Source organism: Okeania sp. SIO2C2, from assembly GCF_010692625.1.
GTDB lineage: Bacteria > Cyanobacteriota > Cyanobacteriia > Cyanobacteriales > Microcoleaceae > Okeania > Okeania hirsuta.
This window is the reverse complement of record NZ_JAAHGM010000007.1, coordinates 289,682-314,776: the sequence shown is the minus strand read 5'-3', so window position 1 is coordinate 314,776 and position 25,095 is coordinate 289,682. Positions and strand designations below refer to the sequence as shown.

Here is a 25,095-nt window from a genome sequence, read left to right as displayed (position 1 = left end):
AATTTAGCACAGTAGTTCAGAGTCTAAATAATGAAAGCTTATTTAACAAAATACTCAGGATTGGAAAAACTATAGTACTTTCAAATAAGAATGAAACACTTTTTCGGTTGAAAGTATTTCAAGACAAGAAACCCTTTTTTTCAATCTAAACTAAAATGACTATATATTCTTTCTTTTCTACTGCCTACTGCCTGCTATACTTCATAAACCTGGAATACGCTGTATTTGTTTAAGTAAACATATCTTATTCGTTATTTACCTATTCCCTGCTTTCAAGAATATTTAGCAAAAATGTGTAAAATTTGGTATTACAGATTTTTTTTGACTACTATTAGACATCTCCATAAAAGAGGGAATAGGTGGAAATAACTGATAATTTATGTACGATAATTGATTTTATTTTTTATTTTTGAATATATCTATTATACCAATTTAATAAATATTTGTTACAAATCGTAGAAGAAAGAAAAAAGGAAAAGGAAAGAAGGAAGAAGGGGTATATTTTTAAAAAAATGGAAAAACGATATAAATAACTATCTAAAATGAACTGGACTAGCTATTTTTAAGCATATCCGATCGACCTCTACTTTTTTGTAGCATTCTTTTTTCAAATTGGTATTAGACATCTCCAGAAAATAAACTTACCCTTTATTTACTAAAAACTAGGGTTGTAAAAGTTACTCACAAAATCATTTTCCGTGTTTTTTTCCTAAAAAAATTTTCCCAGCTCCGGTACTCTCTATTCTCTGTTCCTTACTGTTACAAAAAGTCTATATATTTTTCACGGCTATGTCTATTATATAAATTTTTAATCTCAATCTTATTCTGGTCCAACAATTGAAATATAGGGTTCAATGAAATACTTACTAGCAACTTCTTGTGTCTCAGCAGTAGTTACCATTGTCAGATTTTCTTGAAATTTGGCGTCAAATTCCATTCCCAAACCTAATATTTCATACCATCCTAAAATTTGAGCAATTTGTGAGTTTGTTTGTTTACCTAAAGCATATTGACCTAATAATTTGTTTTTGGAGACTTGTAACTCTTCTGAGGTAAGTTGGTTATTCACTAAGCGCTCCACTTCTTCTCTTAATCCTGCTTTAGCGATCGCTGTATTTTCTGCAGCGGTTCCTATGTAGACTGTAAAGTTGGAGGTATCTATACGGGTAGGATAAAAGGCAGATACATCATAAGCTAAACCTCGTTTTTCTCTCAGTTCAACAAATAAGCGACTTGATAAACCATTGCCCAAATAAGTATTAATTAATTTGAGAGGAGCATAGTCAGAACTATTAACATTTGCTGCTAAATAGCCAAGCATAATAATTGATTGTTGAGTTTCTTGGTATGTTGTTGCTTTTGATGGTTGGGGAGTTATAGTTGGTAAGTTTAAAGTTATCGGGGGTGTTTCTGGTTGTTGCCAATCTCCTAATGTTTGTTCAACTAAATTAATTGCTTTGGCGTTCGTAATATTGCCTACTATAGATATGATTATATTATCTGGACGGAAGTGAGTTTGATGAAATTCTTGAAGATCGGCGCGGGTAATTTGAGAAACTGTTTTTTCTGTACCTAAAGTTGATAAAGCATAAGGATGATTTTGATACATCATTTCTCGTAATTGAGAGAATGCTACGGTAAAAGGTTGTTCTAGTTGAGAGCGAATACTTTGAATAGTAATTCGTTTTTCTAGTTCAATTTCTGTTTCTGGAAATGATGGATATCTGATTATTTCTCCTGACAGTTGAAATATATCTGGAAAATCGGTAGATATGGTTTTTATGCTCAGTAAGAAATAATCTGGAGTTGTATCTGTGCCTAATCTCGCTCCTACTGATTCAACTTTATGGGCGATATCTAGAGAGGATAATTTTTCTGTCCCTTTGGTTAATACTGCTGCTAATAAGTGAGAGATTCCTGCCTGTTCTCTGGGTTCATAGCGACTACCTATTCGTAAGAATATTTTGGCTGAGACAATATCTGCTGTCTGATTTTCTGATGTGATGACGACTATGCCATTATTCAGGACTTTTCGTTCTATATTTTTTTCAATCATTAATTTTTTAATTTTCAATATTTAGCAATCTTATTTGAGTTGTGAGATATTGTAGATTTTTAGGGAACAGGGAACAGGGAATAGGGAACAAGGAACGGCAACATAGAAGTAATAAAATCCTCACATTTGATTCCTGATTACTATTAGTTAGTAGTCAAGAGTTAGGTAAGATATAAAAACCCCATTCACTTTTTTTGTGTTTTTACTATTAGACATCTCTAATAATAGAAAATAAGATTAATTATCGCACATAAATGATCGATTCTTTCCTCCTACTTCCTACTTAATCTTTTCTGGAGATGTTTATTGAGTTACACTTTGATTTGTCTGTAGCTTTGTGAAGTTCTCTCCCGTTAAATCGAAGATTATAATGGGAGCTTCTCAAACAAAGAAGTTTCTTGTTTTGCTGACGCAACGCTGGGCGAACACAGGCTGATTAATCTCATAGCCTCCACAAGCATACAAGATGATACCCACCTCGTTTAATGCTTTATTTAATATGTTAATTGCAGCATTCTCATCTCTATCTAAAACTATTTTACACTTAGGACAACAGTGAGTTCTAACTGATAAAGTTTTAGGTACTTTTTGACCGCAATTACTACAATTTTGTGAGGTATTGTGAGGATTAACTTTGATTACATGAACACCGCATTTTACTGCTACTGAATTCAATTTTTCAATATAGGACATGAAATTAATGAACAACGATCAACTTGACATTTAGTTCTATTTAACCAATCTAATCTTTGGCTATCACGCATAATTGTAATGCTTTCTTAACAGTTCTAGCCAATAATCAATTTTGACTGACTGTTCACGAGAGGGCTGAATTTTGTAGCAATGAGTAATTATCATAATTTTTATACTACTCTTTAGTGCTACAAATGATTATTCAACATATCTTGACTGAGGATATTTTTCTGAATATTTTTAATGAGTCTCAGTTTCACCGGGAGAATAATATTGCGAGGGAGTTGGAGGAAGTTTTAAAGACTTTTTTTGTTGGCAGTATTCGACGTAATACTTTGAGTTCTATTAAACGTTATTACGGAGTAATTAAAAGAAAGGCTGCAAGTATTTATAATCACCATGAAAAACAGAAATTTTTGAAGGTGGTTTATGAAAATTTTTATAAGTCTTATAATCCTCAGACTTTAAAAGATGAAAGTTATTCAGGGAGGATGTCTATTAAGTGGGACAGGGAATTAACAAAATATCTCCGTCAAAAAATCTCTAAAAAGTTTGATAGTGAGAAAATATTCAGAAGTCTATATCGACCTTATGTGAAACAATTTTTCTATGTTTTTCTCGACATTTGCTTTTGTAAGTAAAAATTTTTATTGCGTATATCGCAACAGAAGTAAATCAGAAATGAAAATCTGATTCAATTAAAACTCTATCAGGGTTTTCTAAGTAAAAATTTTTATTGCGTATATCGCAACAGAAGTAAATCAGAAATGAAAATCTGATTCAATTAAAACTCTATCAAGGTTTTCTAAGTAAAATTTTTATTGCGTATATCGCAACAGAAGTAAATCAGAAATAAAAATTTGTTTTTCTAAGCAAAAATTCTTATTGCGTATAGCGCAACAGAAAAAATCAGAAATAAAAATTTGATTCAATTTATTCAACCAAATTTCCCTGCTAAAAGGCGATCGCTCATCTTTAGGAATTTTCCTAGAAGCAGTGCCAGAAATATTGTCATCTTGTGAAGCTTTCAGCAAATACCTGTTTTTCCCTCCATCACTCCTCAGTGCGCCAACGTTTTCATTGTGTGAAGCTCCTGAAAACGCGTCTCAAAGTATTTTCAGTTGCATCCCCACAATTTTTGTGATATTATAATAACTATAATGGGTTGTTTGCCCATACACATGACTTTTTCTTCAACGCAATTTTCCTGCTAAAAAGCGATCGCTCATCTTTAAGAATTTTCCTAGAAGCAGTGCCAGAAATATTGTCATCTTGTGGAGCTTTCAGCAAATACTTATTTTTCCCTCCATCACCCCTCAGTGCGCCAACATTTTCATTGTGTGAAGCTCCTGAAAACGCGCCTCAAAGTATTTTCAGTTGCATCCCCACAATTTTTGTGATATCATAATAACTATAAGGGGTTGTTTGCCCATACACATGACTTTTTCTTCAACGCAATTTTCCTGCCAAAAAGCGATCGCTCATCTTCAGGAATTTTCCTAGAAGGAGTACCAGTTACTGTCTCAATTTTTAACCTTTAACCTTTAACTTTTAATTTCCCTTCCCCATCAATTTCTAAGATTGTCTTCGGAAAATCTTTTTTTGTAAGCTGCTTAATTAACTTAATACTACGACCATATTTATCAGGATAAGGAATGCCTTTACTATTCAAATGAACAGGCAAAATTTTACCCGAAACGAAATCTCCTCTAGGATTAATATCTACTTCTAATACTAAAGAGTATCCTAACTGAGCCTTACTAGACAAAGTGCGATATCCCATAAAATTACCAAGAGAATAAGCAATTAACTTCCCTTGATAAACCTCCATTGCTCTAGGTACATGAGGACCATGAGCCAAAATTAAATCTGCACCTTCATCTATTAACGTATGAGAAAATAAAATTTTATTACCTCGATTTTCACCAAAAAAATATTCAGTCTTATTCTTAATTCTTAATGCCCTAGTTCCCTCTGCACCTGCATGAACAGAAATAACAATAATATCTGCATTTTCATCTGCTTCTCGAACAAGTTTTTTTGCAGATTCTAAATCAAGCATAGAATTATGATAACTATAATTACTAAAAGCAATAAACGCTATATTAATCCCTTTAACTTCACGATAAACAATTTCCCCCTTTTTCCCAACAGCTTGCATACCAGCATTTTGAATATTAGTAATTGTATCTTCAAACCCTTGCTTTAAAAAATCGAAAGAATGATTATTCGCCACACTCAAAACATCAAAACCAGCATCTTTCAACAAATATCTATAATTCGGTGGTGTTCTAAAAGCAAATACCCTACCACTACCCATTTTTTTGCCACTTCTTGGATAACTCGTTAAGGTACTTTCAAAATTTCCAAAAACAATATCTGCATCCTGTAACAAAGGTTTTACTGATGCAAATAACTTTTGTTTTTTAGGGTGTAGTTTATTTTTAGGATAATTAGTACCGGGGATAATATCCCCCACTGCTTTAATAGTAATTCTAGTATCAGGATTGATTGGAGATTTAATAGATGATAAAACAAACTCATAAACCTCTGATAAATTAAGTTGATTTTGAGTTTGTACAATTTGAGGAGTAGCTACTGTTGGTACTGCCGACTGACTAACTTCTACTGTTGAAGAGTTTTTTTGAGGTCTTCGTTGCGGTCGAGAAATATTTGAAATAATTTCAGGTAGCTTGTAATTATTAGAATTGAAAACTAAATTTGATACAGGAATTAATGCTATGCCAATAGTGCTTACTAATAGCCAAAGAGCTTGATTTTTTTGAGGTAAAAATTGCCAAGAAGTATCATAGGAAGAAAAGATTTTTTTTGCCCTAGAGCGATTATTTCTTTTTCTCACAGATACCTTGAGATTAACTGGAGAAAAATCTACATTTTTATCTTTACTTTTACTTATCTCTGGATTAGTCTTAACTATTTCTGGAGTATTTAATTCCACCTGTTGAAATAGGGAAGGTAGAATAGGTTCAAGAGATTCTTGGGAAGAATTTGTATTTTCTGACTGCCACCAAATTGTCCCTACTCCGGCTGGATGGTATATACTAGGTCTGTGTAATTCGATAACTTCTGTCCACTCAGGGATAGTGTTACCTAATCTTCGCCCATAAATATTGACAAAATCAATTGATGATGCGTTGAGGCGCTGCATTCCTTGATGAATTACTCTAATACAAGCTTGGCGATCTGGAAGTTGAGAGCTTTCCAGTAGAAGATGTAGATTATTTTTCTGAATACTAACCCTAGCTTTAACTCCAATAGTTGTTAATGCTTGATTGATGAGAAAAGCGATCGCTTTAGGGTCTCCTTGTTTTGCTCGTGTTAAAATTTCTTGTTGACTCACAATTATTTTCCTTACACCAAAAAATATAAGCTAAACTCAATCATATTACTACTTATCAGAATAAATTTTTACTGATAATCCCTTATAGTTAAGTTGTTTTGCATTTAAACCATATATCCGATTTTTATCAAAGGGAACACTGGATCGGGGAATATAGAATCTAAATGATTCTTAGCTTACTAAAATTTATGGCGTTGCACAGCGACGAATGATTTGAGATTTTTGATTGAATTGGATTGTGGATTAATCAATTGCCAGAATGATTAATTAATGGTTATTTTTAGTCAAAGTCTAAACTAATTTTTGGCAATATCATTCCATAATGTGCAACCCCAAATTTATCGTCGATAGAGATTAGCCAAATGATTATTTCTGAGAATGATAAATTTATCTTTATTCATATTCCCAAAAATGGAGGAACTAGCGTAGCACTACCTCTAGAAGAACATCTGAAGTATAACGACATTGTTATAGGTGGAACTAAATATGGTGAGAAATTACTACAGATTTATCAAAAAAAATTTGGCGTAAGTAAACATTCCTTAGGGATAGAAATCCAAGATTTAGTCGGAAAGGAAAAGTGGGAGCAATTTTTCACATTTGGTGTTGTCAGAAATCCCTATCGCAGAATTGTTTCTATCTATACCTATAGCGAAAAAAAATTATCTAGTTTTTTTGGCACAGGAATTTTGCACCATTCAAACAAAGAAACATTAGCTTATATTCCCCAGCGCATTAAATCTCAAATTAAATATTTGGGTGCTAAAGTTAATAGTCAATACTTTAAAAATACTCTCTGGCTACTGAAATGGCCTGATATCAAAGCTTATTTAGATACTGCCAACTTTTCTGAGTTTATTCGTCATCCTTTTCTTATGAAAGATAATTCCTTTCGCACTCAATGGACATGGCTATCAGACCGCGATCACCAGAACCTTATAGTCGATCGGGTCATTAAGTTAGAAGAAATTGAGTCTGAATGGCCGAAATTATGCCAAGATTTAGGAATAAGTTGTAAACTAAAATTTGAAAATAAATCGGCTTCTAGAAGTGTTGAGTTGACCCCTGAAGACCGTAGCTATATATATTCGCAATTTAAAATAGACTTCGACAAGTTTGGATACCTGCCTTAGGTCACTACATTCGAGTTCTTCTTCCATACATAGCTCGACAAAATGTTAAATTAATCTAGCATAGATACTTAATTGGAATTAGAAGCTCTCAGGAGATGATAATTATGGAAAGTAGATTATTGGTGACCGGGGGTGCTGGATTTATAGGTTCTAATTTTGTCCATTATTGGTGTGAAACCTATCCTAATCATCGAGTAGTTGTATTGGATGCTCTGACTTACGCTGGTAATAAGGAGACTTTAGCTGATTTACTAGAGTTGCCAAATTTCCGTTTTGTCCAGGGAGATATTTGCGATCGCTCATTAGTAGATAGGTTACTCCAGGAAGAGGATATAGATACAGTAGCCCACTTTGCAGCAGAATCTCATGTGGATCGCTCTATTCTTGGCCCTGCAGCTTTTGTTCAAACTAATGTTGTGGGTACTTTTACTTTGTTAGAAGCATTCAGAAGTCATTATCCTACTGTTGCCCAACATCCAGACCGGAGGTGTATATTTCTCCATGTTTCGACTGATGAAGTCTACGGTAGTTTAAGCTCAGAAGATTCTGCTTTTACAGAAACCACGCCTTATGCGCCAAATAGTCCCTATTCTGCATCGAAAGCAGGAAGTGACCATCTGGCTAGAGCTTATTATCATACTTATGGTATCCCGACAGTTATTACTAATTGTTCTAATAACTATGGACCCTATCATTTTCCAGAGAAGTTAATTCCTCTGATGTGCATCAATATGTTATTAGGAAAACAATTGCCAGTTTATGGTGATGGGCAAAATATTAGAGATTGGTTGTATGTGATAGATCATTGTCGGGCATTAGATACGGTAATTCACAAAGGTAAACCTGGAGAAACTTATAATATTGGTGGAAATAATGAGGTGAAAAATCTTGATTTGGTGCGAATGTTGTGTCAAATTATGGATGAATTAGCAACTGATTTACCAGTGCAACCTTGTGAAAAGTTAATTACTTTTGTTAAGGATAGACCAGGACATGACCGACGTTATGCTATTGATGCGACAAAGATTAAAGCTGAGTTAGGTTGGCAACCTTCAGTAACTGTTGAAGAGGGGTTGCGTCAGACAGTAGAATGGTTTTTGAATAACCGAAATTGGTGGGAGCCATTATTATCTGAAGAATATCAAGCTTATTATCAGAAAGTTTATGCAAGCTCTTAAATTGGTTATTGGTAATTAGTAATATTTTTTGATTATTAGCTACTAGCTCTTCTATTTTCTGCAAGTAGTCTTTTCTAGCCACTATCCTAATTCTCAATTAGTTAGTCTAGTCGTAGAGTTTTCAAGGTTACTACTTTCATAGCAGAAGGTAGAAGGAAAAATCTGGCGTTGTCTGAATTTTCAGCTTTTGATATATCCTCATCTTTACTTCGACTGCTATATAGAAATTTTATTTGAGTTGTAGGTAAAATTTCTGAGAATTAGGGACTAGAAAAGCAGCAACAGAAATAAGACTTTCAAAGTCTCTACTGATGCAGCTGATTGTAATTACAATTATCAAGCAAAAAACTTAACAATAGCGTGGGAAAACTAATCCCAGATTAAAATCAGTTAATGCTCAAGTCTTACCACAAATTTTAAATAGGGTTTGCGTATGGAAAGTCTTTTTGCTCTTTGTAGGAGACAGGAGACAGGAGAAATAGGAATGAGCGAAGAGGTAGGAGCTAAGTTTTGTAAGAGTGATTTTTCTGCCCAACTATGAGCCTAAAATACGCTCCTAGCATGAGCATCAATAGCTAAAAACCAGGTACTGCAATTCGATCCCTAAAAGGCACTTGTCTTTATATGTCAATCATTTGAGAATTAATCAGCAAGCCCTAAATACTTTAGATAGAGCTTTTTCTGAGATTAAATCTCTTGGTAAAGTTTTTCCTCGCTGCAATAAAAAGTTGAGAAGCTTTGTCTTTCTAGCAATGCTGAAAAATTGTCTAGGTAGATGTTTGATAAAGCATTTAAGATTGCCAAGTACTGAGACAAAATTAATTACATATTCTGCCGTCCCCCTTTTGCTAATTTCAACAATAAAATTTATTTTGCACAACTATTATTTATTATATCCATTAGTTTTAGAGTATTGGAGGTACAAAGTTTTCAGAATTTAGGGAATACTTGCTCTGGTAACAGAGAGATTTTAAACAGTGCCTTAGTATCTCAAAAATTGCTATTAAAGTTATCTCATAAATAGCAGTTTTCGAGTCTTGGAAGTACAAAATTTAAAGAATTTAGGGAATACTCGCTCTGGTAACAGAAATATTATTTAAGCAGTACCTTCGCATCTCAAAAATTGTTGTTAAGATTAGCTCAGAAATAACCGAAGCAAACATTTTGGAGTATTAAGTATTAGATTTTTTGTAAATTACAACAAGAGGAAAAATGAAAAAATTTGCTCTAATCACAACATTATTAATAACTTCAAGCTTCATAATTTATCCCAAAGAAGTTTTATCTCAAAATGCTCCTACTTATGTACCTGGATATTGGCAACCAGAAGCTCAAGCAGCAGATTCAAAACAACCAATTATACTAAAGATTTTAAATCAGACTGGAAAAGCTCTCAACTATAACTTAATTCCAGAAGTAGAAAGAATTTTGCCCGCAGGAAGAAGTAAAAATATCAGAGTTGACTTGCAAAGTATACCTGACGGTTATGGCACAGTAAATATATATAATGACAGTTTACTTACTTATGAATATAGTGCAGAGGGTAATACAGTTACGGTGAGAGTTAAACCAGGTTCAGAAGCAACTGACCATAAATCAGTTTATATTTCTCCCACTGGCAGAGTTTATTCTTTTTAACCACTAACTGTTAACGGTCGGCCAAGTTGAAACAAGAAAAACTATCACAGTGGCGATCGCTAAAATTCCTTGAATTATATTTCCCACAACTGTGCCGACCACTATACCTATTCCAACTTTTGACGCCCACCCTGTTGAGTAGAGCACGGGACTTATAGCTCCCCGAATACCTAATCTGTTAAAAACTAACTGTTAATGGTCGGCCAAGTTGAAACAAGAAAAACTATCACAGTGGCGATCGCTAAAATTCCTTGAATTATATTTCCCACAACTGTGCCGACCACTATACCTATTCCAGCTTTTACAGATAATTTAGCCCTCTGAATAAACTCTAAATCTTGACGATATAAAAATTCTCCAACAACTGCTCCGAAAAAAGGTCCAATCAACATCCCTAATAAAGGTCCGCCAAATGGTAAAGCTGGTAATAGACCAAAAAAACCTAGTGCCAGACCAACGAAACAACCTATTTGTCCCCATTTGCTAGCACCTGACTGTTTTGCTCCCCAATAAGTAGCTAGAAAATCTATCAAAGTACTCAAAACCAGAACGGCGATCGCCATTCCTAATGCCCAACCCACCCCAGTAAAATTTTGAATCAAGCTCCAAACTAAAATCGCTGCTAAAATCAAACTAGAACCGGGCAAACCTGGAATTACAGCACCAGCAACACCGACCAACATAACTATTATAAGAAGCCAATAAATAATTACCATTAACATATTAATTAAAATCAAAAAAATTAACCTGTATTATTGATTCTAGTTAATTTCTCTCAATAAAGTATCTGTCAATTTATCTGCTATTCCTGAAATCCAATTTTCATCTTGTTTCGTATAACTGCGAGGGGAATTTGCACCTAAGATAATTACACCATTCTTACCAATAGGTTGACAAATGACACCTTGAGTATTTTCTGGTAAATAATTAAATTCAATACGACCCGGATAAACTTTTAAATCTACTAAATAAATAGGTTTTTGTTTATTCAAAACTTGCTTGAAAATAGCTCCCGGTTCTACTTGTGAATGAGATGGTAAAATTCCTCTTTTTAATAAGACCTTATTTTGATACCAAATAATAATAGTTTTAGTAATTGTATTAGTTAATAATAAACTAGAAGCCCAGGCAAGTTCATTTTTTGCTATGTCAGATAATTCTGGCAATAGTTCAAATCCTGATTCACCAATTAATTGAACAGTATCAGGAGAACGTGGTTGTATCTGTTGCCAAAGTAAACCAGTTAAAATCAAAAAAGCACTTAAAATTACTCCTACTACATCAGAACGAGCTTGAGAAGCTAAAATAGTAGGGGTAAAAAATCGATTAACCATGAGTAAAGTGCCACCTAATCCTCCTACTATTATAGGTAGCATTCGTAAGACTTGATTTTGGTCTGATTGAGTCATATTTTAAAGAATAAATTACCAAAGAAAGAGGGTTGAAATATAGTGTTTATATTTGAGAAATATGAATATATAGCAATATGATTTAAATTGTGAGATCTTGGCAACTTTTAGGGAACAGGGAACAGATAAGAAGAAAAAAATCTATCATCTGAATATGATAACTGCTATATTCTATACTTTTAAGGAACACCTCAACTCTCACAACTTATTCCTGATTGCTATATAGTCCCTACATAAATTTTGAAAGCTATGATTTAACTCATTAAATTTATTGAAGAAGGAAAAAGTTGATTGAGATAGTCTTTGACAAGCCACTTCGTATCTGATAACTCCAAGCAATTTTAGACACAGCAGTTGAAGTGTGGAATCTTATACCCAAATATCACGCATTTTTGCTACATCTTCTTGAAAGCAGAGAGTAGAAAGTAGTTCAACAATTAATAATTAATTATTAATTATTAATTATTAATTATTATCTATCTCTCCTTGAAAAGAAGAGGATTGATATCAAATCCGCCTAATTGCACATATATCCAATAACCTTATAATCAGGATTTAAGCTATTGATTGTGAGGTTATTTAACCGGATTTTATCTGACACGGAGCATAAATTTTTTTTCTTTTTTCTCCTTTAAAGGAGAGGCTTTTAACCTTAATTATTCGGTAAATTACGAATAAGATATCTTGACTTTATACAAATAATTGCTAAAAAAATTAATGAACAATTATCATTACTTAATAACTGAAGTATTCAATAAAAATAGCATTATTTTTAGGAATTGGTATTAAACCAGTAAAGAAAAATATAAATTTAGATACCGATAAGGTAATTTTTAAAATTACTGAATAACTAGCATTTTTTAGTAGTACTAAACAAGTAATGATTTTTATAGTCTACCTTCTTATAATTAAAGGAATGTAGCAACTAATATCCTGAAATCTTTAGGACTACCCATTTTTTAGGCTTTGATTTGACTGTAACTATATTTCAACCAACTTCACCAGGCTCAATAATACGTTGAAATAAATAACCAGTACCCCGCGCAGTTAAAATCAATTCTGGGTTACTTGGATCTTCCTCTAACTTAGCCCTCAGCCGAGAAATATGAACATCCACTACCCGCGTATCTACATGGCGCTCTGGAGTATAACCCCAAACTTCCTGCAAAATCTCAGACCGAGAAAAAGGTTCTCCAGAACGACTTACCAACAACTCCAACAAACTAAACTCCATACCAGTAAGTCTAATTCGTTCATCTCCTTTGTAAACTTGACGCTTATTCGTATCAATTCTAATACTGCTGACCTGAATAACACCAGAACTAGGAATGCCAGAAGCACCATTTTTATCAACTCGACGTAATACAGAACGAATTCTTGCTTCTAATTCTTTTGGAGAAAAAGGCTTAACAACATAGTCATCAGCACCTAACTCTAAACCTGTAATTCGATCTGCAACATCTCCCAAAGCAGTTAGCATAATTATGGGAATATCAGATTCTTTTCGCAACTCCTGACATACACCATAACCATCTAATTTTGGCATCATCACATCTAATACTACCAGATCGGGTTCAGCATTGTGAAAAGTTACTAAAGCTTCCTCTCCATCAGCAGCAGTGACAACATCATAACCAATCATCGACAGCCGAGTTTCTAAAATACGACGGATACTTGCCTCATCATCAACAACCAATATTTTTTCTTTATGATTTTCCACTTTTCCTAACACTCCTTCATTTAGATTTATAATTATATTAATTTTCTTAACTCTATCATCAAAATAACAACAGAAATTACTATTATCTATTACTTATTAGCTTAGGATGATTGACACTTTAGGCTTTTTTATATTTACGAGTGAATATTAAATTATTTTAAGAAATGCCAAAACAGAAAATAAAGTATGTTTGTGGAGAATGTGGATATGAGTCTACCCAATTTTTGGGCAAATGTCCTAGCTGTAATACTTGGAATTCTTTTATAGAAGAGATAGAAAAATCAACTACTGCTGCTCTACAAAGATTGGGACTGACTGATATTGGCGGCAGTCAAGCATCTGAATCAGATAAGTCTTCCGGTCAACCAAGGGCATCTTTTCTATTATCCCAGATTTCTGACCAAAGTTTGTCCAGAATGCCTTCTGGGTTTGAAGAGTTAGACAGAGTGCTTGGTGGTGGAATTGTTCCTGGTTCCTTGGTTTTGATTGGTGGAGAACCTGGTATTGGTAAATCTACCCTTTTGTTACAGGTGGCGAATCAGTTGTCTAGTAGATGTAGGGTTTTGTATGTATCAGCGGAAGAGTCTGGACAACAGGTTAAATTACGTTCGCAACGTTTAATTGTTAATCTCAATGAAGTAGAAGCAGAGGAAGAGGATAAGGATAATGTTTCAAATGTTGAGATGGATGAAAATTTATCCTCAAATGAAAATAAAGAAAGTAATAGCAATTCTGAAACTATAAAAGATTCCACTACAGATTCTCACGAAAATTTATTTTTATTGCCAGAAACAGATTTAGAAGTAATTTTGAGAGAGTTGGAATCTCTCAAACCATATCTTGCTGTGATTGACAGTATTCAAACAATTTATTTTGCTTCGCTGACTTCCGCTCCTGGTTCAGTTGCTCAGGTGAGGGAATGTACTTCCGCATTAATGCAAGTAGCAAAGCGGGAAAATATTACTTTATTAATAGTCGGTCATGTTACTAAAGATGGTGCTTTAGCAGGTCCCCGTGTTTTAGAACATTTGGTAGATACGGTTTTGTATTTTGAGGGCGATCGCTTTGCCTCCCACCGTCTATTGCGCTCTATGAAAAATCGTTTCGGCGCTACTCACGAAATTGGAGTGTTTGAAATGGTGGCAAATGGTTTAAAAGAGATATTGAATCCCTCAGAGTTATTTTTAGGAAGTAGGGATGAGTATTCTTCTGGAACTTCTACAGTTGTATCGATGGAAGGTACTCGCCCAATAGTTGTAGAGATTCAAGCTTTAGTAAGTCCGGCGAGTCATGGTGCGCCTCGACGTTCTACTACTGGAATTGATAGTGGTAGGTTGCAACAGATTTTGGCAGTGTTGGAAAAACGGGTGGGCATTCCTTTATCTAAGTTGGATACTTATGTGGCGACTGTGGGGGGTTTGAGTGTAGAAGAACCTGCTGCAGACTTGGGAGTTGCTATTGCAGTAGTGGCTAGTTTTCGCGACCGGGTAGTTGACCCCAGGATTATTTTGCTGGGAGAGGTTGGTTTAGGTGGCCAGGTGCGACCTGTATCTCAGTTGGAATTAAGGTTGAGAGAGGCTGCGAAGTTAGGTTTTAAGAGGGCCATTATTCCGAAAGGTCAACAAACGCCAGATTTAGGAATGCAAATATTGCCTATTGCTAAGGTGATTGATGCGATTATTGCTGCTATTCCAGCGCAACCTCCGACCATGGAGAATTGAGGATTTTTTTTGTTAAACCTTTGTTCAATCAATAGACTTGTCGCTTTATAACTTAAAAAAATCCCAAAAACCTTGTTCTGTAAAGATTGTAGCTATTGGATGGCAAAAATGCTTGGAATTATTGCTCTGTCTAGCTTAGAGTGATTTTTTCCCTTTATTTAGCGATAACTCTAATCAAGAAAGCCTGTACATTATTATTCTGACATACGCAATAGTTAAAAATTATGTTTGTTGGCACTACTGAAGCTGCTTCTATATTAATTAAGTATTTCTGCTCAACGAGTCCGAGTTTTACTCAAGGAAGGTCGGATTCAAGGCGCTCGGAAAATTAATGGTCGGACTTGGGGAATTCCTCTGTACAAAGGAAAACCAAGAGTCTCTGGGAGAAAACGTGGCCCTAAACCCAATTGGTATCCTCGTCGCCACTGCGGCAAAAATACAATTCATTTCAATCGACCTAATATAGAGAAAAATCGAAAACTCAAAAAGGTCGATCCTCAAGCCAAATGTGAATATGTACTTTCTGCTCAACGTGGCTCTGAGATTTTAAGTAAGGGTCACGAAGTGGAGATTAATGGTCCTTGTCGGATTGTTTATCGACCGGATAAGCCTCATAGTTGTGGAGCCACTGTGTGGATTGAGACTTTAGCAACAGTAACTGTATTTAATTTTGACGGTACAGTGGAGCGGGTTGACAGTAGATGGATTTGGGAAGAAGAGGAGATGTGGAAAATCAATAAGAAAAATATTGAGGAATTGATATAGCCATCCATTTGGCATACTCCCGAATTTGTCAAGCTAATTGACATTAGTACAAATTATGATATAGTACCTTGACATTTTAGAATATATTGCAAATAAATTTTAATTATGAAGATTCTTAGTAGAAAATTTATTCTAACTACTTTGTCAGTGTTCCTACTGGCTAGTCTCCTGAGTTTTCCTAGACTAGATGATCTGAGTCTAGCCCAGACACCCCCTTCCTATAATCAAGAAGTTGAAGAAGGTTTGCAATACTTTCGCAAATTAGCCAATGAGCAACTCTCCTTAGCTGAAACTTTAGTCGCAGCTATCAAGAGTGGAGACCTTGAGAAAGCTAAAGCTACTTATGTTGAAGCACGTCCTCCTTACGAACAAATAGAAGTATTTGCAGGTAGTTTTGAACAAGAAGATTCTGATATAGATGCTCGTCCTTATGCTTTTGATGATGGAGAAGAATCTCCGGACTTCAAAGGTTTTCATCGTATAGAAGGATTTTTGTACCGAGATGGGAATTTAAAAGCAGCAATTCCCTACAGTGAAGAATTAGTTGCAAGTATTCGTTCACTAATCAACAAACTCAACGATCCGAGTAACTTCAGTGCAGCTTCTAATTTTGAAGGTATGATTGCTGTCGCTACAGAAGTTCCGGCCAAGAAAATTTCCAGCGAAGAAGAAACTTGGTCTGACCAAAGCCTGCTGATTTTCAAGAATAATTGGGAAGGAATTTACAGCCAATATAAACCTTTCGCAAGTTTATTGAATCAAAATATTGCTACTCGTGTTGATGCAGGGTATCAAGCTTGCATGAATGCGATCGCGCCTTTCTTCAAATCTAACCAGGTAGCAGCTACTCCTTACAGCTCTTTAACCAATCAGGATCGAAGAAAAATCGTTGAAGCTAGCTATCAATTCAGAGATGCACTACTTGAGGCTCGTGCTGCTCTTAACCTTTCTTAAATGTATGGTTGTAGGGAGGATTTAAATGAAAAAATGGGTTTAAAACCTCCCCCTATAAGGAGAACTATATCTACAATCTTTTTTTGAGATAATTATTTTATTAGACATTTCCAGAAAATAAACTTACCCTTTATTTACTATAAACTAGGGTTGTAAAAGTTACTCACAAAATAATTTTCCGTGTTTTTTTCCTCAAAAAATCTTCCCTGTTCCCTACTTTTACAAACGCATGATTTTTTATTCAACGTAAAAAATACGCGGAAGATAGGGTACGCCACGCACACCCTACTTAACAAATCCACCAACTAACTAAACAGCCTTACCAGAACTAATTTCTTGTTCTAAATTAAACAAAAGTTGTAAAGTCTGCATCGCATGACGCCTCGCCTCAATATCCTGTTGTGCCCGTAACTGCACCATAGGGTCATGTAAAATTTTATTCACAATACCCCTAGTCAAAGCCTCAATTACCTCTTGATGTTTTTCCGCAAATTCTGACCCCAACCGAGATAAAGCTTTTTCCAATTCCTGTTCCCTAATAGTCTCTATTTTTTGTCGTAAAGAATTAATAGTCGGAACCGTTTCTAAACTTTTCCACCACACATCAAAAGCTTCTACTTCTTCCTCTAATAAAACCTCAGCTTCCATAGCCATTTGCCGACGACTTTCTTGATTTTGAGCCACAACTGCCTTTAAATCATCTACATTAAAACAACGAACATTTGGCAATTCACTCACATCAGTAGCAATATTACGAGGTACAGAAATATCCACTAACATTACAGGTTTTAAAGGGTCTAAAATTACTTCCAATTTAGCCTTATCTAAAATCGGTTCAGTTGCACCAGTGCTAGTAAAAACTAAATCAGAATCAGCAATAACCTGACCCATTTCTGACATAGAATAAACATTTATATCTGCATCTTTAAAACTTTTTGCTAAATCCTGAGCGCGTCCGATAGAACGATTAATAATTGATATATTAGTTGCACCTTTTGCTAATAAATGTTGCACCAATAACTTTGACATTTTACCAGCACCAACAATAGCCACTCGGTAATTAGATAAATCCTCTAATTTCATCTGAGCTAACTCTACTGCTGCAGAACTAATAGAAACAGCACCAGTACCAATACTTGTTTCTGTCCGAACCCTTTTTCCAGCAGTTACAGCTTGCTTAAATAAACGATTAAGAATACGCCCAATACCTTTATATTGTTGTCCGAGTTTATGAGTTTGTTTCACCTGAGCTAAAATTTGTCCTTCACCTAATACCAGACTATCTAATCCAGCAGCAACTCGCATTAAGTGCATAATAGAATCTTCATGGAGCAACATAAATAGGTGTGGACGAAGTAAATTTAAAGGTATTTTACTAGAGTCAGAAAGAAACTGAGTTACTTCTCGAATACCAGGCTGCATTTCATTAGTAACTACATAAATTTCTAAACGATTACAGGTACTAAGAATGCCAACTTCTTGAGTATAAGTTCCACCACATAATTGAGTAATGGCATTTTCTATTTGTGTTTCTGGAATACTTAATTTTTCTCGAACTTCAACCGGTGCTGTTTTGTGGCTAAGTCCTACAACTGCGATATTCATGTAATTTTTCTTTTGTTAATTTGTTGTGATTTTTAATTAAATTAAAAAATGAGGTCTAATACCATTTATTCATAAAGTTGCACTTAATATTCAGTGTAATAAGGTCTGAAAAACAATTATTAAGCGCATTTTTACAGATAAATGGCCTAAAAAATTTATATTGTTTCAGAAGATCATTAGAATTGTGAAAAAACTGAGGGAGGTTTAATATATGGTTAGTTCTTTTCCGCCTAAATATTTAATTTAAAACCTACCCCCAAAACTTTAATAATTCCCTGGTTATCCTGATTGATATGAGCCATGAATTTTGACTGTTTAGCAGTAATTTTTCAAAGGTCATTTTTCAACAGAGATATTTTGTAATGCCCCATTTACCTAATACTATTTATCTAAGCATTCAGCCATCAGACATTAGCCATAAACTGTACGATAAAATACATCAACTAGCTTGATTAATTAAAAAGCTGAATGTTAACTACTAATAGCTGAATGCTTATCAATTTCTATCTCAGTTCCAGTGTTTTTGATTCTCCAAACATATGCACAGTATCTACGAACCGAGCAGTTTTTGACTGAGAAGAAATAACTAAACTTTGGGTACGAGCACCATTATGGAAGAAACGTACTCCTTCCATCAGAGTGCCAGGAGTAATACCACAAGCTGCAAATAACACTGTTTCTCCAGAAGCTAACTCTTCAGCGTTGTAAACTTTGTCTGGATCTTCAACACCCATATCCTTGAGTCGCTTCATGTTATCTTCTTTGCTTTCTCCAATCAAACCAGTTTTGACAATAGCTGGGTCATAAATCAGTTGTCCTTGGAAATGGCCTCCTAAAGCACGCATAGCTGCTGCAGAAATTACTCCCTCTGGCGCTGCACCAATACCCATTAAAGCATGGATATTTGTTCCAGAAAATGCACAGGAAATTGCTGCAGAAACGTCACCATCACTAATTAGACGAACTCTGGCACCTGCTTGACGAATTTCATTAATTAGGTCTTTATGACGGGGGCGATCCATGACTACAACGACCAATTCGTCAACAGCACGTTCCATGCAGTCTGAAATAATCTTGAGGTTTTCAGTAGCAGATTTGTTTATATCTACATGATTTTTAGCTACTGCTGGTGCTGCTAATTTTTTCATATAAACATCTGGTGCTGCTAATAGACCACCTTTTTCAGAAATAGCTAATACTGCCATAGAACCATTTTGACCATAGGCAACTAGGTTTGTTCCTTCGCAAGGGTCAACTGCTATGTCAATCTCGACTAGCTGTTCTATGTCACAGACCTCACTGGCATTAGGTTGAGTACAAATTCCTACTTGTTCCCCAATGTAGAGCATGGGCGCTTCATCTCGCTCCCCTTCTCCAATCACGATGCGGCCCCGCATATGAATTTGGTTCATGCGTTTCCGCATAGCTTCTACAGCTACTTGGTCTGCAGTATTTTTCTCACCTTTTCCCATCCAACGAGCAGAGGCGATCGCTGCTTGCTCTACTACTTCGATAATTTCTAAACCAATTACGTTATCCACGAATTTTTATCCTCCCAACTGCTGAGGAAAACTTTTTTATTTAGCTCTCCCAGTGTTAAAGTCTATCAGAGCCAGGGTTCAGGTTAGGACTTTGTGCGGAATCTAGGATGTAAAGTTTTATTGCAGATAGTAAACAGTCATTAGTCAAAGAAACAAAGACATAAGTTAAAAATAAGGATTGATATAGGGAAAGCGATGGTTTGGGAAATTTACTAGCTTCAGTTATCTTAAATATTTAGTTTGACCTACTCAAATTCTGATAAAATAAATAGCCACAACATTTGTGAAAAAATGTCAGCAAATTATGGAACGGAAAAAACGTGAGTAGTAACGTTATTGTAATTAATGATTCTCAGTTTGAAACTGAAATCCTCAAGTCAGAAAAGCTTGTATTAGCTTATTTTTGGGCTACTTGGTGTGGCCCATGTAGGTTAATGTCCCCTTTAATAGAAAAAGTGGCCACTGAATATAGCGATCGCCTCAAAGTAGTGAAAATGGAGGTCGATCCTAAGTCTAAAATTGTGAAGCAATATCAGGTGGAAGGAGTCCCAGCCTTTAGACTATTTCAGAATCAAGAATTATTACTGTCCGATGAAGGAGCTATGACAAAACAACAGTTAATCGATAAGTTAGAACCTTATTTAAATTGAATTAGGTCTTTGTTATCTTTAGGAGTTCACAGATTAAACAATTATTTGAAGGAGTGTTTTATGAAAATCAAAACCTTGGTCAGTTCAATTATTAGTATTATATGTGTCCTTGGTTTTGCTATGCCTAATGCTTCAGATGCTGATTCTCGGCAAATCGAAGTCTCCTTTGAAAACATCCCTCCCAATGGAGAAATTGCCTGAAGTTATATCTGGCAAGCTTTCCATTATGGTACTTATGATACCGATGATTTGGGAAATACTACTTCTGCTTTAATTTAGCAAATTACTGAAGATGAGATTGTTGTACCAGGAAGCTATCAGTGTAAGAAGCTATCAGTGTAAATAGTATAGCAGTCAATTAGTCATAGCAGATAGATTTTATCCTAGTTCTAAATTATATTCATAATGTGGGCATCAACAGAAAATGCCATTGCACCTGAGAACTTAATAAATTTTAAATATTATAAGCTCACGGGGTGACAAGCACTTCAAAAACATTTTTAGATAGGGGTTTAAAGGCTATAGGTGAGTGTTAAAATTTGAGAGAATTTGTGAAGATAATCATCATTATTGGTGAGGGTGATGGGTTCGCGATCGCGAACCCACACCATCACAGTAAGTTGATTGATTTTTCAATTAAATTGTGCTCAGAACATTTATGTAAGCCAATTAAAATTTTTTTTTTAATAATCAGATGAATGGGATGAATGGTAAGAGGTTTCGGGTAAATAATTAAATATTATTTAACATTGACAGATTTGAAGAGTTAAAAAAAACTAGAGAAAGAAAATCTTAAAAAAAATAACAATTAAGGAAAAACAAAATTTAAGAGCTGAGAAAATTAGATATTGGTGTGAAGACGTTTGCGTAGCATTCCGTAGGAAAACAAGAATTGGCCTGAAAACTATCACTGGTAAATTATGAACAGGAATGGGTATTAAACCCATAGGGAAATACCAATGGCTGTTTAAGTATTTGTGGCTTTATGGTTTGATAGAACCTAAAACAGGAGAGAGTTTTTTCTATGAATTTAGCCCTAAACGACACAGTGTGTATGGAAAAATATTTGGAGTTGTTTGCCGAAAAATATCCTGATGATTTACATATTATTCAATTAGACAATAGGCCTCTACATCAAAGTTTAAATATGTCAATTCCTGAGAACATAATTTTTTTATTTCAACCTCCTTACTCTCCAGAATTAAACCCTATCGAAAGATTATGGTTAGAAATAAAAAGAAAATTAAAATGGGAAATATTTGAGAATTTAGAGCAGCTCAGGAAAAGGTAGACATCTATAATTACAGGATTAACTTCACAAACAATAGAATCTCTAGGGGGATGGGATGTCATTTTAAAGGCTTTATTAAAGGCTGGAATTTCATCCCTAATTTACTCCTAGGTTTGACATCTTAGTGCATAGTTTATGTCTACAGTCACCTAGTTGATATCTGGCATATATTCTTAAGTTTCAGCCTTTTTTTTCGATTTTCGTAATCTACTTCCCTATTCCTTATTTTGTGACTGTAGTAATGTTCAATTGCATTTATCTGACTATTTTCTAGCCATTAAAGTTCTGCAAGTTTTCCATCGCAATTCATAAATTTTTTCCTGAACAACCTGATTAATCAGCAATTGAAACCTCTCCTGACTCTATAGCAAGGATGGGTAGTTTTTGTATGGTTATTTTGGTTTTTGGTAGTTAAGCGATCGCCACAGAGTATTTGCGATCGCTTAATAATTTTATACCTATTCTATTGTAACAATATTTTTTGAAATTGGTATTAAAAATCTTTGTATATGTTTTCGACGACTTTCATATGTGATCGCTAAAGGAAAACAACCAGAAATGCCTTTCTATTTTGACAGTTTTCTGTACCGTTAATCACCAAACTAAAATTTTTAAAGCTTGGACTTGAGTATCACTCCAGGATTGTTTAAAATATGACTCATACAATGATAAAAATTGCATTTGGTTGGTCTATTTATGTAAGTGGATCGACTTTTTCTAACATAAAATGTGAGTGATGGCTACCATCAACAATTGAGATAAAAATCAACTTGAATTGGGGGAGAAGGGATTGGTAGGCTCCACGTGCCAACCCCTTCTCTAAAAATGATGATCATTATTATTGAGGAAAAATCCAGATTTTATACAGAGGTATAATCATTGAAACTATTGCCCCACAATAGTTTTGAGGTGCTTGTCACCCCCTGAGATAAAAAGGTGAGTTACTGGTGTGGGTACGGGGCGTATAAACTGCGCGGGAGACCCACGCAGACAGACCCTCATGAGTCGAGATTAGGCTTAATCACATTATGGGCAAGAAAACTGACATCTAGAGGAGTCCAACCTGTAGCAATAGAGCAATGGTGCTTCGATTATCTCTGGTTATATGGCTTCGTCGAGCCTGAAACTGGAGAAAGCTTTTTTGCAGAATTTTCTCATGTAGATGGGGTTTGCTTTCAGCAGTACCTGAAGTGGTTTGCTCAAAACTATCCAGCCGAACTACATATAATTCAACTAGATAATGGACGGTTACATACTTGGTCAAAATTAGAAATTCCTGAGAATGTTATCCTTTTATTTCAACCTCCCTACAGTCCACAAGTTAATCCGATTGAAAAATTATGCAAAGAAATTAAAAAGCAATTGAAGTGGGAACTGTTTGAGAACCTCGACAGTTTAAGGAATCTACTATCTCAAGTCTTACAGTAGTTAACTCCACAAACCATTAAATCCGTGACGGGATGGGACTTTATTTTAGAAGCTTTATCTGTAGCATAATTTTTCGTATTTCATATTACAATCAATTAAGGTATACTTATAATTTGTCAAACTACTCATAAAGTGATGAAGTGATGACACAATCCTCTTTATTTGAGAAACTAAAACACCCTAACCCTCACTTGCGTGATCGAGCAATGTGGGAAATAGTCGAAACTTGTGATGAAACTACCATTCCTAACTTGATGGAAGTTTTGGCAGAAGAAGATACCGTCTATCGACGGGCAGCAGTTAAGGCACTCGGAGCGATCGGGACAGATACTGTGCCATTTTTAGTCGATTCGTTGCTCAACAGTGATAATTCAACAATTAGGAGCAGTTGTGCTAAAGCTCTAGCTCAGGTAGCTATTAACTATAAGAATGTTCCTTTCCCATCTGAAGGAATTGAAGGCCTAAAAAAAGGACTCAGCGATACCAATCCCGTTGTTCATATTGCCTCAGCAATGGCTTTAGGAGTCATTGGTGTGCCTGCTTTAGATAGCTTGTTGGAAGTCCTAGATGGAACTGATAACTTGGGCTTGGCAGTGGCAATTCTCAATGCTGTTAGCTCTATTAATGACGAACGCTCTAAAGCAGTCTTAACCAAATTAGCCAATGATACCTCTGCTGACACCTATGTACGGGAGACAGCCATCAGTGCTTTATCCCGCTTGGATATGTTGAATTTCAAACCTAACCGAAGTTAAAAAGGCTAAAGCTACTGTGCTTCAGCCAATTTAAGCTTACTTAATATTTAGCTATTCCCAATCAATAGTTTTCTGATGATTGTCTGCTTCATAAAAATGATACAAAACGTCATAAACAGTGACGAATTGATGTTTACTTCCTGCTTCTTACGGAACTGTCGGCAGCACTCCGTCCACAGGCATTAACGGTCAAGCCGACCGCACCTCTTGAGTGCGTCTTAATATATCGTTATTCTTTGATTAAGTCAATGCTCTCTAGTTGAGTAATTGCCAATTTAATAATCTGCTTGATATTTGCTTTTGATTCCTGTTCCCATGCTGTTTGTAACGGAACTAAAGCACTATGGGAACGAATTTTCATCAAAGATAGAGCTGCTGCCTTACGAGTTTCACCGCTAGTAGGATGATTCAGTAACTCTATCAAATAGGGAACTGCTGGTTTGTGAGCTAAATTTCCCAGGACAGCTGCTGCTTCAGTGCGTACTATTTCAGATGAATCTCTTAGGGCAGTCAGTAAAATATTCAGAGCCTCTTGTTCCCCTGAATCTTGGGCAATTTTGGCGATCGCCCCTACTACAGCAGACCTAATTGCCACCTTTTCAGAATTAATTTCCCGATACAAATGCTCTTTTGCTTCAGGTCCAATAAATGCCAAAGCCCAAGCTGCATGACCTTTAGTGCTTTCTGGATATTCTGTAGACCCTAAAATTTCTAACAAAACAGGGGCAGCAGATTCCCCTATCCGAGCGAGAGCGCCAACTGACGATCCTTTAACCACTGTATCTTCATCATTAAGTAGGGCATGGACTAGGGGAGAAACTGTATCTGGATCGGCAATTAAAGTCAAAGTTTTGGCACTAGCTCGTCGCACAACAGGATTAGAGTGATTCAGGAGAGCTTCAGTTAAGAAAGGAGTAGCTGGTTTGCCAATTTGTCCAAGAGTCTCAGCAAAGCCCAAGCGGACCATTCCCCGCGAATCGCCCAAGCATTCTACCATAAGTTTTAACCTTTGGCGATCATTTGTGTCAAAAGTTTTTTGGATTGCTTCTTGCCTAGTTTCTGCTAGAAAAGTATCTATTTCTTCTGGAGACAAAGTATTTTGGACTGCTTCTTGTCTAGGTTCTGCTAAAAAAGTATCTGTTTGTTCTGGAGACATGGAAAAACTATAATAATTATTACAACTCAATAATTAAAATA

At 35.3% G+C, this 25,095-nt stretch carries 24 protein-coding genes; 12 read left to right on the top strand and 12 right to left on the bottom strand.

The genetic code is table 11. The annotated features are described in order from the left end of the window. Window positions 1-820: 820 nt before the first annotated feature. Window positions 821-2,056 carry a pitrilysin family protein gene (locus F6K18_RS07910; RefSeq protein ID WP_287519928.1) on the bottom strand — a complete coding sequence of 412 codons (1,236 nt, stop codon included), beginning with the start codon at window positions 2,054-2,056 and terminating at the stop codon, window positions 821-823. A 381-nt stretch (window positions 2,057-2,437) separates the two neighbouring features. Then, a complete protein-coding gene (locus F6K18_RS07905) occupies window positions 2,438-2,749 on the bottom strand; it encodes a transposase (RefSeq protein ID WP_287519926.1) in 312 nt (103 codons plus the stop codon). A gap of 194 nt (window positions 2,750-2,943) precedes the next feature. Here F6K18_RS07905 and F6K18_RS07900 point away from each other — a divergent pair, with 194 nt between their 5' ends. Beyond that, on the top strand, window positions 2,944-3,390 hold the full coding sequence (locus F6K18_RS07900; protein WP_287519924.1) for a type ISP restriction/modification enzyme: 447 nt from the start codon (window positions 2,944-2,946) through the stop codon (window positions 3,388-3,390). 177 nt (window positions 3,391-3,567) lie between these two features. On the opposite strand, the gene F6K18_RS07895 is transcribed toward F6K18_RS07900, so the two are convergent. The 3 genes from F6K18_RS07895 to F6K18_RS07885 form a co-directional block, all read right to left on the bottom strand. Next, window positions 3,568-3,783: a hypothetical protein gene (locus tag F6K18_RS07895; RefSeq protein ID WP_287519923.1), complete on the bottom strand. Its 216-nt coding sequence runs from the start codon at window positions 3,781-3,783 to the stop codon at window positions 3,568-3,570. 121 nt (window positions 3,784-3,904) lie between these two features. After that, the gene (locus F6K18_RS07890; protein WP_287519922.1) at window positions 3,905-4,039 is read right to left on the bottom strand and encodes a hypothetical protein; all 135 of its coding nucleotides are present in this window, start codon (window positions 4,037-4,039) and stop codon (window positions 3,905-3,907) included. Between the two features lie 247 nt (window positions 4,040-4,286). Continuing rightward, the gene (locus F6K18_RS07885) at window positions 4,287-6,110 is read right to left on the bottom strand and encodes a CapA family protein (protein ID WP_287519921.1); all 1,824 of its coding nucleotides are present in this window, start codon (window positions 6,108-6,110) and stop codon (window positions 4,287-4,289) included. Window positions 6,111-6,472: 362 nt separating this feature from the next. Between F6K18_RS07885 and F6K18_RS07880 the strand changes: the two genes are divergently transcribed. The 3 genes from F6K18_RS07880 to F6K18_RS07870 all read left to right on the top strand — a co-directional run bounded on the left by F6K18_RS07880 (window position 6,473) and on the right by F6K18_RS07870 (window position 10,059). Further along, window positions 6,473-7,243 carry a sulfotransferase family 2 domain-containing protein gene (locus tag F6K18_RS07880; RefSeq protein WP_287519920.1) on the top strand — a complete coding sequence of 257 codons (771 nt, stop codon included), beginning with the start codon at window positions 6,473-6,475 and terminating at the stop codon, window positions 7,241-7,243. Window positions 7,244-7,347: 104 nt separating this feature from the next. After that, the gene (gene rfbB, locus F6K18_RS07875) at window positions 7,348-8,421 is read left to right on the top strand and encodes a dTDP-glucose 4,6-dehydratase (protein WP_287519918.1); all 1,074 of its coding nucleotides are present in this window, start codon (window positions 7,348-7,350) and stop codon (window positions 8,419-8,421) included. Window positions 8,422-9,633: 1,212 nt separating this feature from the next. Further along, window positions 9,634-10,059 carry a hypothetical protein gene (locus tag F6K18_RS07870; protein WP_287519917.1) on the top strand — a complete coding sequence of 142 codons (426 nt, stop codon included), beginning with the start codon at window positions 9,634-9,636 and terminating at the stop codon, window positions 10,057-10,059. A gap of 3 nt (window positions 10,060-10,062) precedes the next feature. On the opposite strand, the gene F6K18_RS07865 is transcribed toward F6K18_RS07870, so the two are convergent. The 4 genes from F6K18_RS07865 to rpaB all read right to left on the bottom strand — a co-directional run bounded on the left by F6K18_RS07865 (window position 10,063) and on the right by rpaB (window position 13,188). Continuing rightward, entirely contained in the window at window positions 10,063-10,206 is a 144-nt protein-coding gene (locus tag F6K18_RS07865) for a hypothetical protein (protein WP_353735025.1), read from the bottom strand. A 38-nt stretch (window positions 10,207-10,244) separates the two neighbouring features. After that, entirely contained in the window at window positions 10,245-10,775 is a 531-nt protein-coding gene (locus F6K18_RS07860; protein ID WP_287519956.1) for a DUF456 domain-containing protein, read from the bottom strand. 45 nt (window positions 10,776-10,820) lie between these two features. Continuing rightward, window positions 10,821-11,468 carry a cofactor assembly of complex C subunit B gene (locus tag F6K18_RS07855; protein ID WP_287519916.1) on the bottom strand — a complete coding sequence of 216 codons (648 nt, stop codon included), beginning with the start codon at window positions 11,466-11,468 and terminating at the stop codon, window positions 10,821-10,823. A 988-nt stretch (window positions 11,469-12,456) separates the two neighbouring features. Next, window positions 12,457-13,188 carry a response regulator transcription factor RpaB gene (rpaB, locus tag F6K18_RS07850; RefSeq protein WP_287519915.1) on the bottom strand — a complete coding sequence of 244 codons (732 nt, stop codon included), beginning with the start codon at window positions 13,186-13,188 and terminating at the stop codon, window positions 12,457-12,459. A 164-nt stretch (window positions 13,189-13,352) separates the two neighbouring features. Between rpaB and radA the strand changes: the two genes are divergently transcribed. The 3 genes from radA to F6K18_RS07835 all read left to right on the top strand — a co-directional run bounded on the left by radA (window position 13,353) and on the right by F6K18_RS07835 (window position 16,628). Then, complete coding sequence (gene radA, locus F6K18_RS07845; RefSeq protein ID WP_287519913.1) at window positions 13,353-14,909, top strand: DNA repair protein RadA; 1,557 nt, start codon at window positions 13,353-13,355, stop codon at window positions 14,907-14,909. A gap of 564 nt (window positions 14,910-15,473) precedes the next feature. Beyond that, entirely contained in the window at window positions 15,474-15,674 is a 201-nt protein-coding gene (locus tag F6K18_RS07840; protein ID WP_287519911.1) for a hypothetical protein, read from the top strand. 105 nt (window positions 15,675-15,779) lie between these two features. Next, complete coding sequence (locus F6K18_RS07835) at window positions 15,780-16,628, top strand: EfeM/EfeO family lipoprotein (protein WP_287519909.1); 849 nt, start codon at window positions 15,780-15,782, stop codon at window positions 16,626-16,628. A 309-nt stretch (window positions 16,629-16,937) separates the two neighbouring features. On the opposite strand, the gene F6K18_RS07830 is transcribed toward F6K18_RS07835, so the two are convergent. Together F6K18_RS07830 and glpX are read right to left on the bottom strand one after the other, a co-directional pair. Further along, entirely contained in the window at window positions 16,938-18,233 is a 1,296-nt protein-coding gene (locus F6K18_RS07830; RefSeq protein ID WP_287519908.1) for a glutamyl-tRNA reductase, read from the bottom strand. A 503-nt stretch (window positions 18,234-18,736) separates the two neighbouring features. Then, complete coding sequence (gene glpX, locus F6K18_RS07825) at window positions 18,737-19,774, bottom strand: class II fructose-bisphosphatase (protein WP_124146534.1); 1,038 nt, start codon at window positions 19,772-19,774, stop codon at window positions 18,737-18,739. 320 nt (window positions 19,775-20,094) lie between these two features. On the opposite strand from glpX, the gene F6K18_RS07820 reads away from it, so the two are divergent. From F6K18_RS07820 to F6K18_RS07800, 5 genes are all read left to right on the top strand, one after another. Beyond that, entirely contained in the window at window positions 20,095-20,424 is a 330-nt protein-coding gene (locus tag F6K18_RS07820; RefSeq protein ID WP_287519906.1) for a thioredoxin family protein, read from the top strand. 60 nt (window positions 20,425-20,484) lie between these two features. Further along, on the top strand, window positions 20,485-20,625 hold the full coding sequence (locus tag F6K18_RS07815) for a hypothetical protein (protein ID WP_287519905.1): 141 nt from the start codon (window positions 20,485-20,487) through the stop codon (window positions 20,623-20,625). An 823-nt stretch (window positions 20,626-21,448) separates the two neighbouring features. Next, window positions 21,449-21,715, top strand: coding sequence for a transposase (locus F6K18_RS07810; RefSeq protein ID WP_287519903.1), 267 nt, complete (start codon window positions 21,449-21,451; stop codon window positions 21,713-21,715). Between the two features lie 936 nt (window positions 21,716-22,651). Next, entirely contained in the window at window positions 22,652-23,143 is a 492-nt protein-coding gene (locus F6K18_RS07805; protein ID WP_287519901.1) for a transposase, read from the top strand. A gap of 143 nt (window positions 23,144-23,286) precedes the next feature. Next, the gene (locus F6K18_RS07800) at window positions 23,287-23,898 is read left to right on the top strand and encodes a HEAT repeat domain-containing protein (RefSeq protein WP_287519899.1); all 612 of its coding nucleotides are present in this window, start codon (window positions 23,287-23,289) and stop codon (window positions 23,896-23,898) included. 229 nt (window positions 23,899-24,127) lie between these two features. Here the strand turns inward: F6K18_RS07800 and F6K18_RS07795 are convergent, their stop codons facing one another. Further along, the gene (locus F6K18_RS07795; RefSeq protein ID WP_287519897.1) at window positions 24,128-25,054 is read right to left on the bottom strand and encodes a HEAT repeat domain-containing protein; all 927 of its coding nucleotides are present in this window, start codon (window positions 25,052-25,054) and stop codon (window positions 24,128-24,130) included. Between the last annotated feature and the right edge of the window lie 41 nt (window positions 25,055-25,095).